17 protein-coding genes are annotated in these 19,239 nt (G+C 71.3%); 12 read left to right on the top strand and 5 right to left on the bottom strand.

Going from position 1 to position 19,239, the window contains the following annotated elements; genetic code table 11:
- Positions 1-423: 423 nt before the first annotated feature.
- Positions 424-1,164 carry a 3-keto-disaccharide hydrolase gene (locus tag TA3x_RS12635; protein WP_435021728.1) on the top strand — a complete coding sequence of 247 codons (741 nt, stop codon included), beginning with the start codon at positions 424-426 and terminating at the stop codon, positions 1,162-1,164.
- Complete coding sequence (locus tag TA3x_RS12630; RefSeq protein WP_435021726.1) at positions 1,161-2,396, top strand: hypothetical protein; 1,236 nt, start codon at positions 1,161-1,163, stop codon at positions 2,394-2,396. Before TA3x_RS12635 ends, TA3x_RS12630 begins: the two co-directional genes overlap by 4 nt.
- Position 2,397: 1 nt before the next feature.
- Here the strand turns inward: TA3x_RS12630 and TA3x_RS12625 are convergent, their stop codons facing one another.
- From TA3x_RS12625 to TA3x_RS12615, 3 genes are all read right to left on the bottom strand, one after another.
- The gene (locus TA3x_RS12625; protein WP_435021724.1) at positions 2,398-2,955 is read right to left on the bottom strand and encodes a DUF2617 family protein; all 558 of its coding nucleotides are present in this window, start codon (positions 2,953-2,955) and stop codon (positions 2,398-2,400) included.
- A gap of 235 nt (positions 2,956-3,190) precedes the next feature.
- Positions 3,191-3,760, bottom strand: a complete 570-nt coding sequence (locus TA3x_RS12620) for a hypothetical protein (RefSeq protein ID WP_435021722.1) — start codon at positions 3,758-3,760, stop codon at positions 3,191-3,193.
- A gap of 226 nt (positions 3,761-3,986) precedes the next feature.
- A complete protein-coding gene (locus TA3x_RS12615) occupies positions 3,987-5,033 on the bottom strand; it encodes a hypothetical protein (protein ID WP_435021720.1) in 1,047 nt (348 codons plus the stop codon).
- Between the two features lie 247 nt (positions 5,034-5,280).
- Between TA3x_RS12615 and TA3x_RS12610 the strand changes: the two genes are divergently transcribed.
- The 4 genes from TA3x_RS12610 (at position 5,281) to TA3x_RS12595 (ending at position 10,244) form a co-directional block, all read left to right on the top strand.
- Positions 5,281-5,988 carry a class I SAM-dependent methyltransferase gene (locus TA3x_RS12610; protein ID WP_435021718.1) on the top strand — a complete coding sequence of 236 codons (708 nt, stop codon included), beginning with the start codon at positions 5,281-5,283 and terminating at the stop codon, positions 5,986-5,988.
- Positions 5,961-7,502 carry a lipopolysaccharide biosynthesis protein gene (locus TA3x_RS12605; RefSeq protein ID WP_435021716.1) on the top strand — a complete coding sequence of 514 codons (1,542 nt, stop codon included), beginning with the start codon at positions 5,961-5,963 and terminating at the stop codon, positions 7,500-7,502. Before TA3x_RS12610 ends, TA3x_RS12605 begins: the two co-directional genes overlap by 28 nt.
- Before the next feature lie 88 nt (positions 7,503-7,590).
- Positions 7,591-9,423: an ArnT family glycosyltransferase gene (locus TA3x_RS12600; protein WP_435021714.1), complete on the top strand. Its 1,833-nt coding sequence runs from the start codon at positions 7,591-7,593 to the stop codon at positions 9,421-9,423.
- Positions 9,420-10,244, top strand: coding sequence for a CDP-alcohol phosphatidyltransferase family protein (locus TA3x_RS12595; RefSeq protein ID WP_435021712.1), 825 nt, complete (start codon positions 9,420-9,422; stop codon positions 10,242-10,244). Before TA3x_RS12600 ends, TA3x_RS12595 begins: the two co-directional genes overlap by 4 nt.
- Here the strand turns inward: TA3x_RS12595 and TA3x_RS12590 are convergent, their stop codons facing one another.
- Positions 10,245-10,676: a DUF6438 domain-containing protein gene (locus TA3x_RS12590; protein ID WP_435021710.1), complete on the bottom strand. Its 432-nt coding sequence runs from the start codon at positions 10,674-10,676 to the stop codon at positions 10,245-10,247.
- Between the two features lie 224 nt (positions 10,677-10,900).
- Between TA3x_RS12590 and TA3x_RS12585 the strand changes: the two genes are divergently transcribed.
- The 6 genes from TA3x_RS12585 to TA3x_RS12560 all read left to right on the top strand — a co-directional run bounded on the left by TA3x_RS12585 (position 10,901) and on the right by TA3x_RS12560 (position 16,589).
- A complete protein-coding gene (locus tag TA3x_RS12585; protein WP_435021708.1) occupies positions 10,901-12,178 on the top strand; it encodes a hypothetical protein in 1,278 nt (425 codons plus the stop codon).
- On the top strand, positions 12,175-12,585 hold the full coding sequence (locus TA3x_RS12580) for a group III truncated hemoglobin (protein ID WP_435021706.1): 411 nt from the start codon (positions 12,175-12,177) through the stop codon (positions 12,583-12,585). The genes TA3x_RS12585 and TA3x_RS12580 overlap by 4 nt, the downstream gene beginning before the upstream one ends.
- 17 nt (positions 12,586-12,602) lie before the next feature.
- Entirely contained in the window at positions 12,603-12,932 is a 330-nt protein-coding gene (locus tag TA3x_RS12575) for a cupin domain-containing protein (protein ID WP_435021704.1), read from the top strand.
- Between the two features lie 98 nt (positions 12,933-13,030).
- Positions 13,031-14,143, top strand: a complete 1,113-nt coding sequence (locus TA3x_RS12570) for a Gfo/Idh/MocA family protein (protein ID WP_435021702.1) — start codon at positions 13,031-13,033, stop codon at positions 14,141-14,143.
- Positions 14,140-14,964 (top strand): sugar phosphate isomerase/epimerase family protein, encoded by an 825-nt coding sequence (locus tag TA3x_RS12565; RefSeq protein WP_435021700.1) that lies wholly within the window; start codon positions 14,140-14,142, stop codon positions 14,962-14,964. Before TA3x_RS12570 ends, TA3x_RS12565 begins: the two co-directional genes overlap by 4 nt.
- The gene (locus TA3x_RS12560) at positions 14,961-16,589 is read left to right on the top strand and encodes an ABC transporter permease (RefSeq protein WP_435021698.1); all 1,629 of its coding nucleotides are present in this window, start codon (positions 14,961-14,963) and stop codon (positions 16,587-16,589) included. The genes TA3x_RS12565 and TA3x_RS12560 overlap by 4 nt, the downstream gene beginning before the upstream one ends.
- A gap of 18 nt (positions 16,590-16,607) precedes the next feature.
- On the opposite strand, the gene TA3x_RS12555 is transcribed toward TA3x_RS12560, so the two are convergent.
- Entirely contained in the window at positions 16,608-18,638 is a 2,031-nt protein-coding gene (locus TA3x_RS12555) for a hypothetical protein (RefSeq protein ID WP_435021696.1), read from the bottom strand.
- Between the last annotated feature and the right edge of the window lie 601 nt (positions 18,639-19,239).

Raw genomic sequence — 19,239 nt, 5'->3', positions numbered from 1 at the left:
GGGCGGCATCGGTTTTTTCCGATTTGCCACCGCCCCGCACCTCATGCGGGCCTCGAACGACGGCGGCCTGGGAGACGGGGGCATCGGGGCGGTCGACCCGGGGGCGGGAGGGGGCCGGTCGGCGAGGACGACCCGGCGTCCAGGCCGGGTCGACCCGCAAGGGTTTATCGGCAGTCACGGCCGCCCCGGCTGACACCGAGATCGACGAACTTCGACCCATCCGCCGCCCCTCCGTCGCGCAATCGTGAGGAACGGAATGCCAGGATCAGCGGTCGCCACCCGCCTCGTACGGTCGAGGAGCACGAATCGGATCGAAACAAATCCAAGCCATCTGTTGACGATTGCTGGAGGACCGTGCACCATCTTCGTGCGAGGTTCCCGGGATGCCGCGACGCGGCGCGATCGACGAGGAGGCGGACCGCGATGCGACCCGTGACGATGGGCTGGGCCGGCGCCGGGGCGATGTTCCTCGCGCTGGCCGGGATGGCCGCGGCCGCGGACTTCTACGGCGACATCTCCGGGGTGAAGCTCGCCCGCCCCGAGGACAAGGTGGACGCCCCGACCGTCCCACCGCCGCCGGGTTCCGTCGTCCTGTTCGACGGGTCGAACCTGGACGCCTGGATGCGGGCCGACGGCAAGGGGCCCGCCGCATGGCCCGTCCTGCCCGGCGGCGTGATGCAGGTCCAGGGCCAGAGCATCCGGACCCGCGACGCCTTCGACGGCCACTTCCGGCTCCACGTCGAATTTCGGGTCCCCTACATGCCGGACAAGGCCGGGCAGGGCCGGGGCAACAGCGGGGTCTACCTCCAGGGCCGCTACGAGGTCCAGATCCTCGACAGCTACGGCCTCGACAGCCAGGACAACGACTGCGGGGGGATCTACAAGGTCGCCCGGCCGCTGGCCAACGCCTGCAAGGCCCCGACCGTCTGGCAAAGCTACGACATCGACTTCCAGGCCCCCCGGTTCGCCGACGGCAAGAAGGTCGCCCCGGCGCGGATCAGCGTGACGCAGAACGGGACGCCGATCCATCGGGATGTCGCCATCCCGCTGGACAACACCGTCGCCGGGATGGGGGGCGACCCCAGCACGCCGGGGCCGATCATGCTCCAGGACCACGGCAACCCGGTCCAGTACCGCAACATCTGGCTCCAGATGCTCGATTGAGCCCGGACGCCCGCCGGGCCGTCGGCCTGGGGACGCTGTTCGGCCTCCTCGCCTTCCTCCAGGCGATCGCGGAGCCGACCGAAGGGCTCGCCGCCCAGCCGGTCCGCTCGTGGCTGATCCGCCAGGGACGGGGGACGGCCGTCGACGGGGCGGTGCTCGCCCTGATCGCCCTGCCCTGGACCTTCAAGCCGCTGCTCGGCCTGCTCAGCGATGCCGTGCCTCTTTGGGGACGGCGGAGGCAGGGCTACCTGATCCTGGGCGGGGGGGTCGCGGCCCTGGCCCTGTTCGCCCTGGCGGCCCGGCCGGGCCCTTCGATCGGCGCTCTGGTCGGGTGCCTGGCGCTGGCCACCGCCGCCGTGGCCTGCACCGACGTGGCCTCCGACGCCCTCCTGATCGACCGGGGCCGGGCCATCGGCCGCATCGGCCCGCTCCAGGCGGCGCAATGGGGGTCGGCCTACGCCGCCGGGGTCGTGGTCGGCCTGGTCGGCGGTCGGTGGGCCGGCGAGCATCGCGAGGATCGGGCGCTGATGGCCTGCACCCTGGCCGCGCTCGGGATCGTGGCCCTGGCCGCGTTCGCCGCGCGCGAGCCCCGGGTCGGGGGCCAACAGACCGGGCTGGCCGAGGCACTGCGATCCTGGGCCCGGGCGGCCCGCTCGCCGGGGCTGCTGAGGGTGGGCGGCTTCCTGTTCCTGTGGAACTTCAACCCGTTCTCGACCTACATCCTCCAGCGATACATGACCGGCCCCCTGGGCCACAGCGAGGCGCACTTCGGCCGGTCGCAGTCGCTGATGGCCGTCGCCTCGATCGCCGCCTGCCTGGCCTACGCGCCGATCGCCGTCGCAGTCCCCTTCCCCGCCCTAGCGCGGGCCTCGGTGCCCCTGGGGGTCGTCAGCACCCTGCTCTACTGGGGGCTGGGCGGGCCGGCGTCGTTGCTGGTGGTCGCGGCGGCGGTCGGCTTCGCGTACATGCTGGCGACCCTGATCCAGCTCGAACTCGCCGCGCGGGCCTGCCCGCCCGAGGCCACGGGCAGCGTCTTCGCGACGCTGATGGCCCTGGAAAACCTGGCGGCGGCGCTGTCCACCGCCGTGGGCGGCTGGTGCTACGACGGCTGGGCCGTGGCCTGGGGCGAGACCGCCGCGTTCCGGCTCCTGGTCGCGCTCGGGGCCGCGACCACGGCGACGAGCTGGTTCCTGCTCCCCCCGGATCGGCCCGCCGAGATCGGACCGGGTTGAGTCACCGGGGCTCGGCCGGGATCTCGAACAGGGACTGGGTGCGGACGATCGCCCGGTCGGCCGGGAACGAGTGGAACGAATGGACGAGGAGGCCGCGGGCCCGGGTCTCGAAGATGACGTGGCTCAGGCCCGGGGGATGCATCCGATCGGCACACGACGATCGGTGGAACAGCCGGTCGCGGCCGGCATCCAGCACCATCTCGTCGCAGAGGTGGGCGAACACCTCGGGGTCGGTGCTCTCGACCTCGAAGCAGGTCTGATACTCGACGCCCGACCCGGGGCGGAGCACCGTGGCCCGCTCGTGACGGACCGGGGCCTGGAAAAGGACCGACGATTCCGGCAGGGGCGAGTTGGCGCCGACCAGGACCTCGGCCAGCCGGACGTCGCCGGCCCGCCACAGGATCGCATGGCCGCCCTCGATGATCCGGATGTCGGCCTGCCACCCGTCCTGGGCGACCCGCCGGTGGGCCCGCGTGGCGAACCAGTCGGGGTGCGGGGCTCGCCCGAAGACTCGAAAGGTGAGGTCGGAAATCCGCGTATGCCCCAGGCCAGAACCCATCGCCGCACCCCTTTCCGTGGTCGGCACCGTCGTCGGCGGCCCGTCACTCCTCGGGCCTGTCGGACAGATTATAGAACGCCTCCGGACGACCGGCAAACGGCTCACAGGGCATCATTAAACCGGCGATCCCGGCCGCGACGAACCTCCCCTCCGCCGCACATCGTGGTAAGTGCCGGGCCGCGGCCAGGGTCCCCCCCCGAGTTCCCCGGCCCGCGACCCGGCACGTACTTCCTCATCAATGTCCTTTCTTCGGCCCCAGGGCGACCCCGTTCACGACAGAGGTCTCGATGGCCCGCACGCCGGTCGGCGACGGCTTCGCCTCGCCTTCGGCCTCGACGTGCTGGCCCAACTCCAATCCGGCCCGCTTCATCCCATCGGGCTTGAGGTGAAGGAACTCCCCTCCTTCCAGGACCACCCCGTTCGCCTCGCCGTGCTTGGCGAAGTTGAACCGGGACACCTTGCCCGAAGCCTTCACCTTCTCTCCGTGGCCGGGATGCGGCGGCTTGGGGGGATGGGGGGGCTTGGCCTCGCGATCCTCGCCGGCGAAGGCGACCAGCTTGTGGACCCGATGCGGGCCCTTGGGATGATCCGCCACCTTCGGCTCCGGCACGACGATCACCTCGACCTCCTGCCCGACCCGTTGTCTGATCTCTTCGCGTCCGGGGGGCAGGTTGACCTGCACCGTCTCGCCCGCCACGTCCAGGATCAAGCCATCGATCTCCCCCTTCGGGGCGAAGTTGACGGCCCGGATGCTTCCCTTCAAGGCCTGCTCGCCGCGTTCGTCGACGGTCGTATGCCCGCTCATGGGTATCGCGCTTTCTCGGTGGAAGGCTCGGGATCGGCCGGCGACGTGACCGGCCGGGCGGGTGTCGATGCAGGACGCGTGCCAATATCCGATACAGGACCGCATGTGATGATCCTGCTCCAGCTTGCAGAAATCCAGGGCGATACGGGCGAGGGAGGCGTCGGCGGATGCGGTGGGATCGCCCCGCCCATCGGGGGGATTTCCGCCCATCGAACCGACCCGTCGTTCAGGCCAGCGAGTAGATGGAGACGGCCAGGATCACCGCGACGAAGCTGGCCGGGAAGCCGACCCGGGCCCGGGCCTGGAGGCGCTCGGCGGCCTCAGACCCCCGGCGTTTGTGGATGACGTGGATCGCCGTGACCGCGAAGATCACCGACAGGACGTAGGCGAACGAGGCGAGGGAGAAGGTGTCGGCGAACGTGAGGTAGGGGACCTTCGGCAGCGAGAAGTCGATCGTGTAGCTGAAAGCGACCAGGGAGACGAGCACGGTGACCGCCGTGCCGAATTTCGCCGGGGCGGCCTCCTCGTCGATCCAGAAGACGGACCACGACACGGCGACCAGCAGGGCGAGCGGCAGGAAGACCCGCCAGAGGTAGAACGTGGACCGCCGCGAGACCTTGACCTCGAAGACGAACGCCTGATCCGACGGATTGCCGTCCGACGGCGGATCGATGCGGGCGGAGACCTTCTCGATCTTCCAGTCCGGGACGGAGGCCCCCGGCAGCTTCCCGGTTGCCCGCCGGTCGATCACCAGGTCGATGTCCCGGGCGAACGGGTCGAACGGGGAGATCGAGATCGTCAGGGTCTGGTGGTCGAACGGGAACCGTTTCAGGTAGAGGCTCGATCGGAAGTTGTGGCTGAACCGGACCCGCTGGACCACCCGCCCGTCCGGGTCGACGTACAGGTCCCCGTCTCGTTCGCTCTGGACCTGCTCGGCCGCGTTCACGAACTCCAGTTCCGGCGACCAGATGTCCCCCTTCCGGAACCGGCGACGCGTCGTCTTCGCCCGTTCCGGGGGGAGGGCCAGGGTGGGGTCGACCCAGCCGAGGTCGAGGTAGCCCGCCATCTCGAAGGTCTCATCCTGGGGGCTGACCCGGGCGAAGTCGATGATCGTGATCCCGACCGAGACGACGATCCGCTTGCCCCCTTCCCCGGGCCAGCGGATCCCCTCGGCGATGGGCGGACTGGCGGCGGGAGTCTCGCCGGCCGCCGCGGCCGAGGCGGTCCCGATGGCCGCCAGGAGGGAGAGCGCCGCGCCTTTGATGAGATCCATGGACCTTTCCCCGATGCGTATCGCCGCGACGTGGTGCTCTCATGATGAAATCGCCGCCCGACCGAACCAGGCAAATCCGCTGCCCCCGATCGCCCCCAGGGGGGAATTGCCGGCGCCCCCGCCGGCGGCCCTCGCCCATCCCGCCTTGACCGCACCGGGCCGCGGGCCTACACTCCCGCCGCATCGCACGCCCGATGGGGGAATTGCATCCCGGCATCGAGGCGCCCTCATGGAGGAGGTTTGCGCCGTGGGACAGCTCGAACCGCCGCCGCTGGTCGTCCGCGCCTGGAAGGCCTGGCGAGACCGGGGCGGGAAGTATGCCTGGCACAAGGCCATGCGGAAGACGCTCGGGCGCTGGCCGGGCGTGAAACGGCGGGTGGTCTACGCCGACCCCCGCGAATACTGGACGCTCCGGGGCGGGCACGACTACTTCCGCGAGCAGGAAGGGCAGCTCGCCCGGACCCATCGGGCCGAATGGGTGGCGCGGCGGATCTCGCACTACCAACCCGAGTCGATCCTCGAAGTCGGCTGCGGCTACGGCAAGCTGGTGCGCTGCATGAGGGCCCAGACCGGCGCCCCGATCGTCGGCGTGGACTTCAGCCCGAGCCAGCTCGGCAAGGCCCGCGACTACCTGGAAGGGCTCAACGACATCGACCTGATCCTGGCCTCGGGCGTCCGCCTGCCGTTCCCGGACAACGCGTTCGACATGGTGGTGACCTCGGCGGTGATCCTCCACAACGAGCCGGAGCTGGCCGAGGCGATCCGCCGCGAGGTGGTCCGCGTCGGCCGCCGGTTCGCCGCGCACAACGAGGACACCGACGTCACCTATAACCGGTACGGCTACGACACCGCCGCCTGGTATCGCGACCGGGGGATCCCGCTGGCCGAGGTCGGCCCGATCCCCAGCGATCCCTACGACTCCCAGTTTTGCGTGGCCGAGCTGTGGCGAGCCTGACCCGGCCCGCCCGCGCGGTCGCACCGCCCCGGGCCGAGCCCAGGGGGGCGGTCCGCGATAGCCTGGTCGTGGTGGTCGGCGGGCAGGTCGGCCGCGGGATCGGGACGCTGACGGCGCTGATGCTCCGCTGGTGGCTCGACCCGGCTCGGCTCGGCGTCTACACCGGGCTGAGGCTGGCGCTCGACAACACCAATCGGTCGAGCCTGGGGATCGGCCTCGGGGCCGTCCAGGAGATCCCGATCCTCCGCGCCCAGGGCCGCGAGGCCGAGGCCCGCCACATCGCCGACGTGGCCCACACGACCAACACCCTGACCTGCCTGATCTATGCCGTCGGGTTGATCGCCTGGGCCCTGCTCCGATCCCGCTCCCTGGCCGCCGACCCGCTGGCCGCCGAGTGGACCTGGGGGCTGGTGGCCGTGGCCGGGCTGGCGTTGCTCAAACGGCAAGAAAGCTTCCTGATCGCCGTGCTGCGGGCCCACCAGGAGTTCGCGCTCACCAGCCGGGTCGACGTTCTGGAGTCGTTGGTCTCGGCGGTCGCGGTCGGCCTCGGCCTGTGGTTCGCGGGGTTCTGGGGCCTGCTGGCCTCGGTGGCGGTGATCCTCCTGGCGAAGATCGCCTACCTGCAGGCGAGCCATCCGCTCCGGTTCCGCTGGGCCTGGGACCTCCCCCTGGCATCGCGGCTGATGGTCGCCGGGCTGCCGATCCTGGCCAACACGGCGGCGTTCGGCGCCGTGCTGGGCATCGATCGCGTGCTCATCCTCGGACGCGTGCCCGACGGCGAACGAGTCGCGGGGCTCTACACGATCGCGATCATGGGGACGAGCTGGAGCCTGGACCTGGCCGGGCGGATCGTCACGGTCCTCTACACCTACTTCCAGTCCACCCTGGGCCGGACCCGCGATCCGGCCGAAGTGGCCCGGCAGGCGATGCGTGCCGCCGAGGCCCAGGCCCCCCTGCTCGCGGCGGGCGGTGCCGTGGCCTACGTCCTGGCGCCGACCGTCCTGGGCGCACTCATGCCCCGCTATGTCGAAGGCCTGCCCGCGCTCCGGCCGGCCCTGCCCGGCGCCCTCTTTTTGGGCCTGGCCTGGCCGGCCCGCCAGGCGATGATCGCCCTCGGCCGACCCTACCGCCTCGCCCTGGCCACCCTGGTCGGGCTGGCCGCGACGGCCGGATTCGGGATCGTCGGGGCCGACCGCGCCGGGATGGTCGGCGTGGCCTGGGGCGTCTCGCTCGGCTACGCCATCGTCTCGGCCCTGACCGCATGCGTCGCCTTCGCCCCCCTGCTGGGCGTCCGGGCCTGGATCGGCCACGGCGCCCGGACCTGCCGGACCCTGGTCGGCTTCACGCTCGGCACGCTCCTGGTCGCCCACTGGCCCTTGAACGACCTCGGCTCGTGGGCGGCCCTCGCCCTGCGGACCCTGGCCTTGGCGGCCTGGCTCGCCCCGACGATGTGGCTCTGGGGCCGCCGGCATGAATGGGGCGGATTGCTGGCCGGCGGTAGAAGTCGAGGATGATTCCGCCGGAGGTCCTCTCGCAACTTCGCCTCGCCTTAGCCATTGTCTTCCGCTGCTCGAACGATTCAACGAACGCATAGGGAGACGGATGCCGCTCGACCTGGGATTCTTGATCTTCCTGGCCATCGTCGCGGCGGGCGTCGGGCGTCGGGTGCTCGATGCGATCGGGATGAGGCCCGAGGATCCGGCCGACGCGTGGGCCCTGTCCGTGCCGCTCGGGCTCGGCGGTCTGGCGCTGGCGGTGCTCGGGCTGGGGGTGGCCGGGCGGCTGACGCCGGGGTCGATCGGGCTGGCGATGGTGATCGGGTTGGTAGTCGGCGGCAAGGCAGGATGGGACGCGACGGCCGGGGTGGTGAGGGGCATCGTCCGGGATCGGGGGCGGGATGGGGTCGGGCGGGCGTTCGACTGGCTGTTCGCGGCGACGGCGGCCGGGTCGCTGGCGACGGCGCTGGCCCCGGTGACGGACGGGGACGCCCTGTGCTATCACCTCCAGGTCCCCAAGGTCTTTCTGGCGGCGGGCGGGGCGACGTTCGAGCCCGACCTGCACGAGACGGTCTACCCCCTCTCGGTCGAGATGCTCTATGCCGTGGCGCTGGCCCTCCGGGGGCCGGTGGCGTGCCGGTTGGTCCAGTGGCTGCTGGGGATCGTGTTCGCGGCCAACGTCGCGGCGCTGGCCAGGCCCATTCTGGGGACGCGGGCCCGGTGGGCGGCGACGATCGCGTTGCTGGTGCCGGCGGTCTCCAACGGGATGGGGGCACCGCTCAACGACGTGGCCTTGGCAGCCTTCGGCAACGCCGCGATCTTCGCCTGGATGCGACACCGCGATCGGCCGTCCATGGCCTCGGCCCTGCTAGCGGGGGCGTTCGCCGGGCTGGCCATCGGGGTGAAATATCCGGGGCTGGTGCTGCTGGGCGTGCTCGGGCTGGGGATGCTCCTCGGGCCGGGTGGGATTCGCGTGCGGATAAAGCATGCCTTGATGTTCGGCGGGATGGCCGTGCTCGTCGGCGGCGGTTGGTATCTTCGGGCATATCTCCACACGGGCAATCCGGTGTTCCCGTTCTTTCGCCAGGTCTTCGGCGGCGCGGGGCTGGACGAGGTGCTCGACCCGGCGAAGAAGGCGATGGTGCCGACCGCCTGGAACGTCCTCACGGCGCTCGGGCCGATGACGCTGCAACCGGGCCGGTTCGACAGCTTCTCGCACCAGTTCGGGCCGATGTTCCTCCTGTTCCTCCCGGCCCTGATCTGGGAGCGCCCGCCGCGACGGGTCTGGGTGGTCGTGCTGGTCGGTTATGCGTTCCTGTCGCTCTGCCTGACCCAGCGGCAGAGCATGCGATTCGTCCTGACCGCCGTCGGGCCGATGGCCGTGGGCGTGGGCTGGCTGGCCTCGACCTGGCGGGATCGCCGGACGATCCCGGCGCAAGCCCTGGTCGGGATCCTGCTCCTGGCCCTGGGGTTCGAGGCATCGCTGGCGGTGGCCCGGGCCCGGACGGGCCTCGGCGTGGTCCTGGGCCGGGAATCGGCCGACTCTCATCTGACCCGCCGCGAGCCGACCTATCCGGTGGGTCGGTGGATCGACGCCCACCTGCCCGGCGATGCCCGGCTGGTCGGGCAGGACCATCGCGGGTTCTACATCCCTCGACCTTATTCCATGGAACTGGCCCACCGGCGGCGGACCGGGCTGGGACGGCACGGCGAATCGGCCGACGGGGTGGTCGAGGCCCTGCGGGGCGCCGGGTTCACCCACGTCCTGCTCTGCCCGCCGGTCCCCGAGCATGCGGTCGAGTTCGACCCGACCCTCGGCCGCCTGCTCGCCCCCTGGCTGGCGACGCACGAGCCGGTCTATCGCCGCGACCTGTCCGACGCAGACGGCGTGACCCGCCGCTACGCGATCTACTCGATCCGGGCGGAGGAAGGGCCGTGACGAATCGACACCCCACCCTGGACGAACTCCGGGCGCGGGCCCACAAGGGCCGGCATCGCGAGGTGGGCAACTGGCTGGCCCGGCGGGTCGGCCGGCCTGCGGCCATCTACGGGACCTGGGCGGCGGTGCGCCTGGGGCTTTCGGCCCACCAGGTCACCTTCCTGGCCTGGCTCGCCGGGATGGGGGCGGCCGTCGCGGTGGCGACCGGGACCCGGTGGGGATTCGTCGCGGGCGTGGCCCTGGCCCACCTGACCTTCTGGCTCGACCACGTCGACGGCCAGGTGGCCCGCTGGACCGGCACGGCCAGCCTGGACGGGGTGTATCTGGATTATCTGATGCACCACGCCACGGCCCCGGCGCTGGGCTTCGGCCTCGGGTACGGGCTGGCGGCGCGGACCGGGGATCTCCGCTGGACGGCGGCCGGGTTCGCGATCGCCGCCGGGTGGCTGTTCCTCGGCCTCCACAACGACGCCCGCTACAAGGCCTTCTTCCAGAGGCTCAAGGCGTCGCCCGACTCGTTCCGCGTCGCCGGCGGGTCGGGGGGCCGCCCCGCGCCGCCGGCCCCGTGGCCTCGACGCGGCCGGGGGATGCTGACCTGGCCGGCCTACAAGGCGTGCGAGCCCCACGTCGTCCTGCTCGGGCTGACCGGGTTGGCCCTGGTGGCCGTGATCTCCCCGGCCGCCTGGCTCGCGGCCGAGCGATGGGGCGTGCGGGGCATGGCCGTGCTCGCCCCGTCGCTGGCGATGGCCCGGATCGTCCGGGTCGCCCGCCGGGGCGGCGTCGAGGAGGAGTTCGCCGCCTGGTTCCGGCCGTCCCCCTGATCAGCCCGCCTTCTGCCATTCGATCCGATCCATCACCTCGACGATCCGGCGCTCGATCTCCTTCAGCCCCTCCGGCCCGGCGCCGCCATAATCCTCAACCTTCTTCTCGACCGCCCCGCGTTTGGCCGAGGTGGTCCAGGTCGCCTGGTCGGTGATCGGCCGGGCATAGCGGGCGTCGAGCGCGAAGAATTTGCGGTCGGCCAGGAGTTTGGCCAGCGTCTCGAAGTCGGCGGGGGCCAGCTTGCCCCGATACTTCCCCAGTCGCGGGACAAACCGGGTGCCCACGTACTCGGCCGTGCCGTCGGAGCGGAGGATCACCTCGTCCACCGGGCACTTGCCGAAGCAGGGGGAACGCCGGAGGGCGATCTCGGTGATCGCCTCATCGGCCACCGCCGGCGCCATCGACATCAGGCAGAGCAGCAAGAAACCCATGGTCATTTCCTCGATGGAGTGAACGACTCTCTCCCGAGAAATCACGATGCAGCCGGCACCTTCTTGGGTCAAGCTCGGCAGTTCGTGTTCGTGGCCACCCCGGATTGTTTCATTGACAGCCGGGCCAGGCCCCATATCATGTATGTTGAATACCAATTAACGAGACCGATCGAGGGGCGATGATGGGCAACCGTCGGGCGGGATCGGGTCGATGGATCGGAGGCATGCTGGCCGCCTGGCTGCTGGCCTCGGCGCCACCCTCGTCGGGCCAGGACATCGAGGCCGAGCCGATCCGGTACAGCACGGCGACGCCCCGCAATCCGATCGCCGAGTTGAAGGGCCGGATCGACGCGGGCGCGGCGCGGCTGGAGTTCGCCGGGGATCACGGCTACCTCCGGGGATTGCTCAAGGCCCTCGACATTCCCGAGTCGTCGCAGGTGCTGGTCTATTCCAAGACCAGCATGCAAAGGCAGCGGATCTCCCCCAAGACGCCCCGGGCCATCTACTTCAACGACGACGTGACCGTGGGCTATTGCCTGAAGGGGTCGGTGCTGGAGATCGCCACGGTCGACGACGCCCTGGGCACTTCCTTCTACACGATCGACCAGGACCGGGAGGTCCCCCCGGCGCCGGAACGCCAGACCGAGTCGTGCCTGCTCTGCCATGCCTCCTCGGCCAACCAGAAGATGCCCGGGCATCTGGTCCGCTCCCTCTATGTGGATCGGCAGGGGGAGCCGATGCTGGCCGGGGGGTCGTTCCGGACCGATCATGAGAGCCCTTTGGCCGAGCGCTGGGGCGGCTGGTACGTCACCGGCACGAGCGGGAATCAAGAACACCTCGGCAATCGGATCTATCGGGGCAACCGCAAGCCGGAGAGCTACGACGACGACGGCGTGAACGTGGTCGACCTGTCGGGCCGGTTCACGACCGCCCTGTATCCGACGCCCCACAGCGACATCGTGGCCCTGATGGTCCTGGAACACCAGGTCGGCATGCTCAACCGCCTGGCCCGCGCCGGGATCGAGACGCGGATGGCCCTGCACTACCAGGAGGACCTGAACAAGGCCCTCGGGCGGCCGCCGGGCACCGAGGCCGAGAGCACCCGATCGCGGATCCGGAGCGTGGGGGATGCCGTCGTCCGCTACATGCTGTTCCAGGGCGAGGCCCAGCTGACCGGCGACATCGAGGGGACCTCCCCCTTCGCGGCCGAGTTCGCCGCCCGGGGTCCGCGCGACGGGAAAGGCCGGTCGCTCCGGGAGTTTGACCTCCAGACCCGCCTGTTCCGCCACCCGTGCAGCTACCTGATCACCTCCCGGGCCTATACCTCGCTGCCCGCCGAGGTCAAGGGTTACATCGACGGCCGGCTCTGGGACATCCTCAACGATCGCAACCGCCGCAAGGACGACCCTCGGCTGTCGGCCGAGGACCGCCGGGCCATCATCGAGATCCTCCGCGCCACCCGGACGGACCTGCCCGAGGCCTGGAAGGACGGCCCGGCATGAACCGACCTCCTCTCTCATTGCCGCTGACCGAGGGGATCGCGGCCCCCTTCGCCGATGCCCTGGGGATCGACGAGGCCCAGATCCGCCGGGTGGTCGAAGCCTTCTACCGGCGAGCGGCCCAGGACGACCGCCTCGGCCCGGTGTTCGCCTCGCGGATCCACAATTGGGGCGAACACCTCGCGAAGATGACCGACTTCTGGTCGGCCGCCCTGCTGCGGACGGGCCGGTATTCCGGCAATCCGCTGGAACGGCACCGGGCGATCGAGGGCCTGGACGCCGCTCACTTCGACCGCTGGCTCGCCCTGTTCGAGTCCACCGCGCGCGACCTCTGCCCGGCCGATCAGGCCGAGGCCTACATAGCCCGAGCCCGGCGGATGCGCGACGCCCTTTCCAGGATCCTGCCCTGAATCGAGGATGATGTCCCATGGCGATCCCCCACGCTCTGCCCGGCCAGGTCATCGACGTCCGCCCGCTGGGGCCGGCCTTCGCGGAGGCCCGGACCTCCGCCCTGTTCAAGGCCGACGGCCTGGAAGTGCTCCGGCTGGTGATCCCCCGCGGCAAGGAGATCCCCACCCACTCGGCCCGGGGCACGATCACGGTCCACTGCCTGGAAGGGCAGGTCGACTTCACGATCGGGGACGAAACCCAGGAACTCCACGCCGGGCACCTGCTCTACGTCCCGGCCGGCCAGCCCCACTCGCTCCGGGGGGTCGACGACGCCACGGTGCTGGTGACGCTGGCCGTCCCGGCCTGATCGGGCCGGTGGCTGGACCCGACGCGCGGAGGGGTTAGACTGGGAGGCGAAAAGCCAGCAAGCCCGGCCCCCCTCCACCCCGAAGCGGATCGGCACCGATGGACGCCCCCCTTCCCCCGAGCCACCTGCCGCCGATGCCCCGAGGCCGGGACTTCGGGATCGGCGTCGTCGGCGCCGGGTTCATCGTCCGGGATTGCCACCTGGTCGCCTATGCCGACGCCGGGTTCCCGGTCGCGGGGATCACGTCGCGGACCGAGGCCACCGCCCGCGAGGTCGCCGCGCTCCGGGACGTGCCCCGGGTCTACCCGTCGGCCGAGGCGATGCTGGACGACCCGGCCGTGACCGTGGTCGACGTCGCGGTCCCGCCCCGGGAACAACCGGGCGTGATCCGCCGCCTGCTGGCCCACCCGCGGCGGCCTCGGGGGATCCTCGCCCAGAAGCCGCTGGCCATGACGGCGGCCGAGGGCCGGGAGATCGTCGAGGCCTGCGAAGCGGCCGGGGTGGTGCTCCAGGTCAACCAGAACATGCGGCATGACCACTCGGTCCGGGCCCTGAAGGGGCTGATCGATCGCGGCGTCCTGGGCGACCCGGTCCTGGCGACGATCGAGATGCGGGCCGTGCCGCACTGGATGCCCTGGGCCGAGGGGGGCCGGTCGCTCTCGACATTCATCATGAGCATCCACCACCTCGACACCTTCCGATACTGGCTCGGCGACCCGGCCCGGGTCCTGGCCAGCACCCGCCCCGACCCCCGGACGACGTTCCCGCACGACGACGGGATCAACCTGACGATCCTCGAATATGCGAATGAGGCCCGTGCCTCGGCCTGGGACGACGTGTGGGCCGGGCCGACGCGCGAGGAGTTGTCCGTCCGCTGGCGGTTCGAGGGGACGCGCGGGCTGGCGCTGGGGACGATCGGCTGGCCGGGCTGGCCGGCCCGGGTCCCGAGCACGATCGACTGGACGACCCTGGACGAGCCCGGCGTCTGGCACCGCCCGCGCTGGGCCGAGGCCTGGTTCCCCGACGCCTTCGCCGGGCCGATGGCCGGGCTCCTGATCGCACTGGAAACCGGCACCACGCCCGACATCCCCGGCCGCGACCACCTCCGCACCCTCGCCCTGTGCGAGGCCGTGCTCGCCGCGGCCCGCGAGCATCGGGTCGTCGACTTCGCCGAGTTCGCCCCGAATACCCCGGAGGTCACCGATCCATGAAACTCGGCCTGATCAACTCCGCCTGGGCCCAGGCCGGGCGGGACACGGCGTTCGGCATCCGCCAGACCAAGGAGATCGGCTTCGACGCGATCGACATCTTCCTGGACCCGCTCGACGCCGACGCGGCGGAGATCCGGCTCACCAAGGAGGAGTGCGACCGGGCCGGGCTGCCGATCGTCAGCGTGGCCTGCGTGGCGCTCGGGCTGGTGGACTTCAACCCGAGCGTCCGGCGGTTCCACGCCGAACGGGTCCGGGCCTACCTGGACATGGCCAGGGGGTTCGGGGCCAGGAATCTCCTGCTGGTGCTCGGCGAGTACGTCTGGCAGAAGGAGGTCATCCCCCCCGCCGAGCAGTGGGCGGCCGGCGTGGAGCAGGTCCGGGCGCTGGGTGAGTATGCCGAGGGGCTGGGGCTGGAGATCGCCCTGGAACTGGAGCCGTTCCGCCTGTCGTTGCTCAACGACGTGGCGAAGATGGCCCGGTTCCTCGATGAGGTCGGCCGGCCGTCGGTGAAGGCCAACCTGGACATCTCCCACCTGATGCTGGCCGGCGAGCCGGCCGAGTCCCTGGAACAGCTCCGGGGCCGGGTGGCCCACGTCCACATCTCGGACTGCGATGGCAAGGTCCACGGCGACCTCCCGCCCGGCCGGGGCGTGGTGGACTTCGGGCCGTATCTGCGTAAAATCCGCGACCTCGGGCTGGACGACGCCACGATGTCGATCGAGCTGGAGTATTCCCCGGAGCCCGACCGAATCGTCGAGTGGGTCCGGGAGGCCTATGAGGAGACGTCGAAGCTGATGAAGGCGGCGGGGCTCCGCGCTTGATCGCCCGGCGGCTCGGCGACCTCCTGCTCGCGCTGGCCCTGATCGGTGTGGTCGGGTGGCCGTTGCTGGCGACGGCCCGGGCGGCGGTCGGGGGATGGGGCGGGGACGGCTCGGGCCAGCCGGCCCGGCCGGGCGAGATCGTCCGGCCCCTGGGTCTGGCCTGGGAGACCGCCCGGCTGGTGGTGGCCGCCGAGGCGATGGCGATGCCGGCCGGGGTCGCCCTGGCATTCCTCCTGTGCCGCACCGATGCCTGGGGCCGGCGGGCGATGCTCGGGGCGGTCCTCCTGGCGGCCTTCGTGCCGACCCCGCTCCACGCGACGGCCTGGCTGGGCGGGTTCGGCAACGCCGGCCGGTCCCAGGCGCTCGGGGCCGGGCCGTGGCTGGTGGGGTGGCCGGGGGCAGCGTTCATCCACGCGGCGGCGGCGCTCCCCTGGATCGTCCTGATCGTGGGCGTCGGACTCCGGTCGGTCGAGCCCGAGTTGGAGGATGCCGCCCGGCTCGACCTGCCCCCCTGGCGGGTGGCCTGGCAGGTCACCCTGCGGAGGTGCCCGGGCTACCTGGCGGCGGCGGCCCTGGCGGTGGCCGTGCAGACGGCGGGCGACATGACCGTGACCGACCTCCTGCTGGTCCGCACCTATGCCGAGGAAGCCTACATCCGCTACCAGATGGGCGACGCCCCCGGCGCGGCGGCCTCGGCCCTCCTGCCCCTGATCGTGCTGGGCGGGCTGATCTTCGCGGGGTCGACCGCCCTGCTCCGCCTCGACCCGGCCCGCTTGGCGTCGGCCGCGAGCCGGGCGCGGGACTGGCCGCTGGGCCGGTGGCGGGTGCCGGTGGGGATGGCCATCCTGATGACGGCGGGCAACCTGGTCGCCCTTCCTCTCTATAGCCTGGTCTGGCGGGCCGGCCGGGTCGGCGGCGTGGCGGGCCGGCCGCCGACGTGGTCGCCGTCGGGGCTGGCCGGGACGATCGCGGCCTCGGCGGGGGAACTCGTCGGCCCGGCCTTCCGCGACCCGTTCGAGAGTCCGATGGCGTCGAGCCTGATCCTGGCCGCGATCGCGGCGACCGGCACGGCGGCGCTGGCCTGGTGCCTGGCCTGGAAGTCCCGCCGGTCCGCGGCATGGCGATGGATCACGGCGGCGACCCTGGCCGCGACGCTGGCCACGCCCGGCCCGGTGGCGGGGATGGCGTTGGTCCTGGGCTACATCGGGTGGCCCCGGTTCTACGACTCCCCTGGACTGGTGATCCTGGCGTTCGGGTTCCGGACGCTCCCCTATGCCTTGCTCGTCGCCTGGCCGGCCGTCCGGGGGCTGCCGCCCGAGATCCTGGAGGCCGCCGAGGTCGACGGATGCGGCCCGCTCGGGCAGGCCATCCGCGTCGGGGTGCCCCTGACCCGGGCCGCCATCGCGGCGTCGTGGGGGGTGGCCTTCGCCCTGGCGATGGGCGAGCTACCGGCGGCGAACCAGGTGGTCCCGCCCGGCACCTCGCTGCTGTCGGTCCGGGTCTGGGGCCTGCTCCACACCGGGGTCGAGAGCAAGCTGGCGGGCATCGGCCTGGTCACGCTGGCGATCCTGGCCCTGCCGGCCTGGATCGCCGGCAGGGGCCTGGCCCGGCTCTCCCCCCGATGACCCGGGGGGGCGGGCCGATCAGCTGATGACGGATACGAAGTCGGACGCGGTGGCCACGCCCCCGGACCCGAGGATGCCGGCCCGGGCGGTCACCTGGACCTTCCCCTGGACGCCGGCCTTGGGCAAGGCCAGGACGACCGTGTTCGGCGCATCCCCGATCCGGATCGACTTGATCGCAACCCGCTTGGTGAAGACCAGCTTCCGCTTCTTCTTCACCCCGAGGGCGAGCGAATAGAAGCCGGCCTGGGTCCCCTGGGCCGGGTCGACCGAGTCGCTGAAGGCCAGGGTGATCGTCGAGATCTTCCGGGACTTCTTGACCCGCCCCACGGCGATGACGCCCACGACCGTCGGCGCGACAGTGACAACGCCACCGCCACCGCCTCCGCCTCCGCCACCACCACCACCGCCGCCACCGCCACCGCCACCGCCTCCACCGCCACCGCCTCCGTTGTCGATGGTCGAGTCGATGATGGTCAGCCGGTAGTCGCTCCCGCCGGAACGTTCGCCGCCGCCGCTGAATTCGCCGGTGGAGGTGAGGAAGCCCCAGCCTTCGGTGATCGTCCCATCATCGAGGCCGACCGTCTCGGAGCCCGCGTCGTGCGCGATCAGGACGTAGTAGCGGGCCGTGGCCGGCGCGAGGAAGGCGATCTCGCCGTAGCTGGTCGCGTCCTCCTCGCTCGGGGCGGGCATCCCGGCGAGCTTGCGGCCGGACTGGTCGTAGACCGTGATGATGGACGCCCCGGCGAACCCGCCGCCGGCGGGCAGGGCCGTGCGGATCCGGATCGTGTGCCCGGCCGTCGCGTCGAAGGCGTAGAAGTCCGGGTCGGCATTCTCCCGGAGGGTGGTCGTCAGCGTGGTCCCGGCCCCCGAAATGGCCAGGGGGACCGTCGCCGAGGCGATGTTGTTGGCCTCGGCGTCGGCCGGCCCGTCCAGCGTGGCGTCCAGGAAGAAGGACTGCGACGAGGCGGCCGTGGCCGACGGGGTCGAGAAGCTGTAGTCATCCTGGGACCGCGCGGACGCGCCGACGTAGAAGGAGCCGCCCCGGGCGAAATAGTAGCTCAGGCTCGCCTTCTCGCCGGACGTGTCGCCCGTGGCGAGCAGGTTGCCGTCGAGGTCGTAGAGGCGGAGCGAGGTCGAGACCCCCTTCTCGTTCGACTTCGTGCCATCCTGGGTCGTCAGCGTGAGGGTATCGCCGACCAGCGCGTCGAGGCGCATCAGGTAGACGCCCCGCGACGGGGTGACCCGGAGCCGCAGCGACCCGCCGTCGCCCGAGGTCAGCAGGTCGAATTTCTTGTAGAAGCCGGCCGGCTGCTTGATCTGCCAGCCGAGGTCCGTCAGCATCCCGTATTCGAGGGAGGTCAGGTCGCGGCGGACGCCGTTCGCCGTCGACGGGTTCATCAGCGAGGGGATCGCCTCGTCCACATGCCCGCCGTCGAGCGGGATCGACTTGTCCTTGTTGGCCTTCAGGGCCGTCGGCCCGACGAAGTTCCCGCCGCTGGACAGCCCCAGCTTCGTGTAGACGCTGCCGAGGAAGCCCAGGGTGTGCAGGAACTCGTGCCGGACGGTCGAGACGAAGTCGAAGTGGTCTTCCAGGGTCGCCGGCCGGCCCGACAGGTCGACCCCGGACGTGGTCGAGGAGCCGAAGAACCAGTCCGTCGACCCGTCATCGTCGAAGCCGATGTAGGAGATTGAAGGGGCGAAGTCGTTGGTCTCGGACTGGCCGCGGAACCGATTGGAATCGGAGAAGACGCTGCCGCCCCGGCCGGCGGTGCGGTCGCCCAGCTTCCGGCCGTAGACGTAGAGCTTCAGGGTGTCGGCGGGGACCGAGATGGTCTTCGTCACGTCGCCGGACGGCCCGGGGAAGGTGTACGAGTCCGACGAGAGCGCCCCCAGCGAGTCATCGAGGCGCGACGTGATCTCCCGGAGGGTGTTCTCCAGCAACGTCCGACGATCCGACGAGGCGAAGAAGCCGGTGTCGAGCGAATAATCGACCTGGAGCTGGACCGCGAGCAGCTGTCGCCCTTCGAGCGATTCGACCCTCGGGGCCATCGATCGGGCGCGACGCCCGGACTGCCGCGGGCGGCGTGGGAAGGGATCGCGAATGCGGAGGTTGTTCATCGGTGATGGGCATCACGGGTGGGGGGAAGCTTCGTCGCCACGTCGGCCGCTTTGCCGACTCCGGACGGGACCGCCGGATCCACAATTTTGCATGCCGGCGCGAAGATGACAAGAAACTAACGATGAAATCGATTGCGACGATTACGCAACTTCCCTGAACCAGCCCGACGACCGACGCCCCTCGATCGGCCGCCGTCCGGGCCGGCCAGACCCTTCCCGCATCCGGGCCCGGCCCGAGCGTTGGGTTCGTTCGGGACGCCATGCCGGGCGGGCCGGCCCGGGCGTTGGGTTCGTTTCGCATGGCACCGCGCCGGGTTCGCCCGGGAGCCGAGCCCGGTCGCTGCCCCCCCGGGCGGACCGTGAGTCGTCCGGCGTTGGGTTCGTTTTTCCGTCGAGGCTCGCCGCCGGCCGGGCGCGCTCCCGGACGCCTCGCCGGAGGGCTCCTCCGGCCCCGGCGCATGGCCCGGCATCGATGGACCCAATCCTGGCGGGGATCCGCCGGGTTCCCGTCGCCCCAGGCGGGGTTGGCTCC

The organism is Tundrisphaera macrotermitis (assembly GCF_051175315.1).
In the GTDB taxonomy this organism is placed as follows: domain Bacteria; phylum Planctomycetota; class Planctomycetia; order Isosphaerales; family Isosphaeraceae; genus Tundrisphaera.
Note: the sequence above shows the minus strand (reverse complement) of the source record. Positions and strands in the feature narration are given on the sequence as shown.

Coding starts and splice junctions, on each gene's coding strand:
- TA3x_RS12620 (WP_435021722.1), bottom strand. CDS start 3,760: ATGAGCGGGCATACGACCGTCGACGAACGCGGCGAGCAGGCCTTGAAG.
- TA3x_RS12600 (WP_435021714.1), top strand. CDS start 7,591: ATGCCGCTCGACCTGGGATTCTTGATCTTCCTGGCCATCGTCGCGGCG.
- TA3x_RS12590 (WP_435021710.1), bottom strand. CDS start 10,676: ATGGGTTTCTTGCTGCTCTGCCTGATGTCGATGGCGCCGGCGGTGGCC.
- TA3x_RS12565 (WP_435021700.1), top strand. CDS start 14,140: ATGAAACTCGGCCTGATCAACTCCGCCTGGGCCCAGGCCGGGCGGGAC.
- TA3x_RS12555 (WP_435021696.1), bottom strand. CDS start 18,638: ATGGCCCCGAGGGTCGAATCGCTCGAAGGGCGACAGCTGCTCGCGGTC.
- TA3x_RS12575 (WP_435021704.1), top strand. CDS start 12,603: ATGGCGATCCCCCACGCTCTGCCCGGCCAGGTCATCGACGTCCGCCCG.
- TA3x_RS12585 (WP_435021708.1), top strand. CDS start 10,901: ATGCTGGCCGCCTGGCTGCTGGCCTCGGCGCCACCCTCGTCGGGCCAG.
- TA3x_RS12580 (WP_435021706.1), top strand. CDS start 12,175: ATGAACCGACCTCCTCTCTCATTGCCGCTGACCGAGGGGATCGCGGCC.
- TA3x_RS12615 (WP_435021720.1), bottom strand. CDS start 5,033: ATGGATCTCATCAAAGGCGCGGCGCTCTCCCTCCTGGCGGCCATCGGG.
- TA3x_RS12570 (WP_435021702.1), top strand. CDS start 13,031: ATGGACGCCCCCCTTCCCCCGAGCCACCTGCCGCCGATGCCCCGAGGC.
- TA3x_RS12625 (WP_435021724.1), bottom strand. CDS start 2,955: ATGGGTTCTGGCCTGGGGCATACGCGGATTTCCGACCTCACCTTTCGA.
- TA3x_RS12635 (WP_435021728.1), top strand. CDS start 424: ATGCGACCCGTGACGATGGGCTGGGCCGGCGCCGGGGCGATGTTCCTC.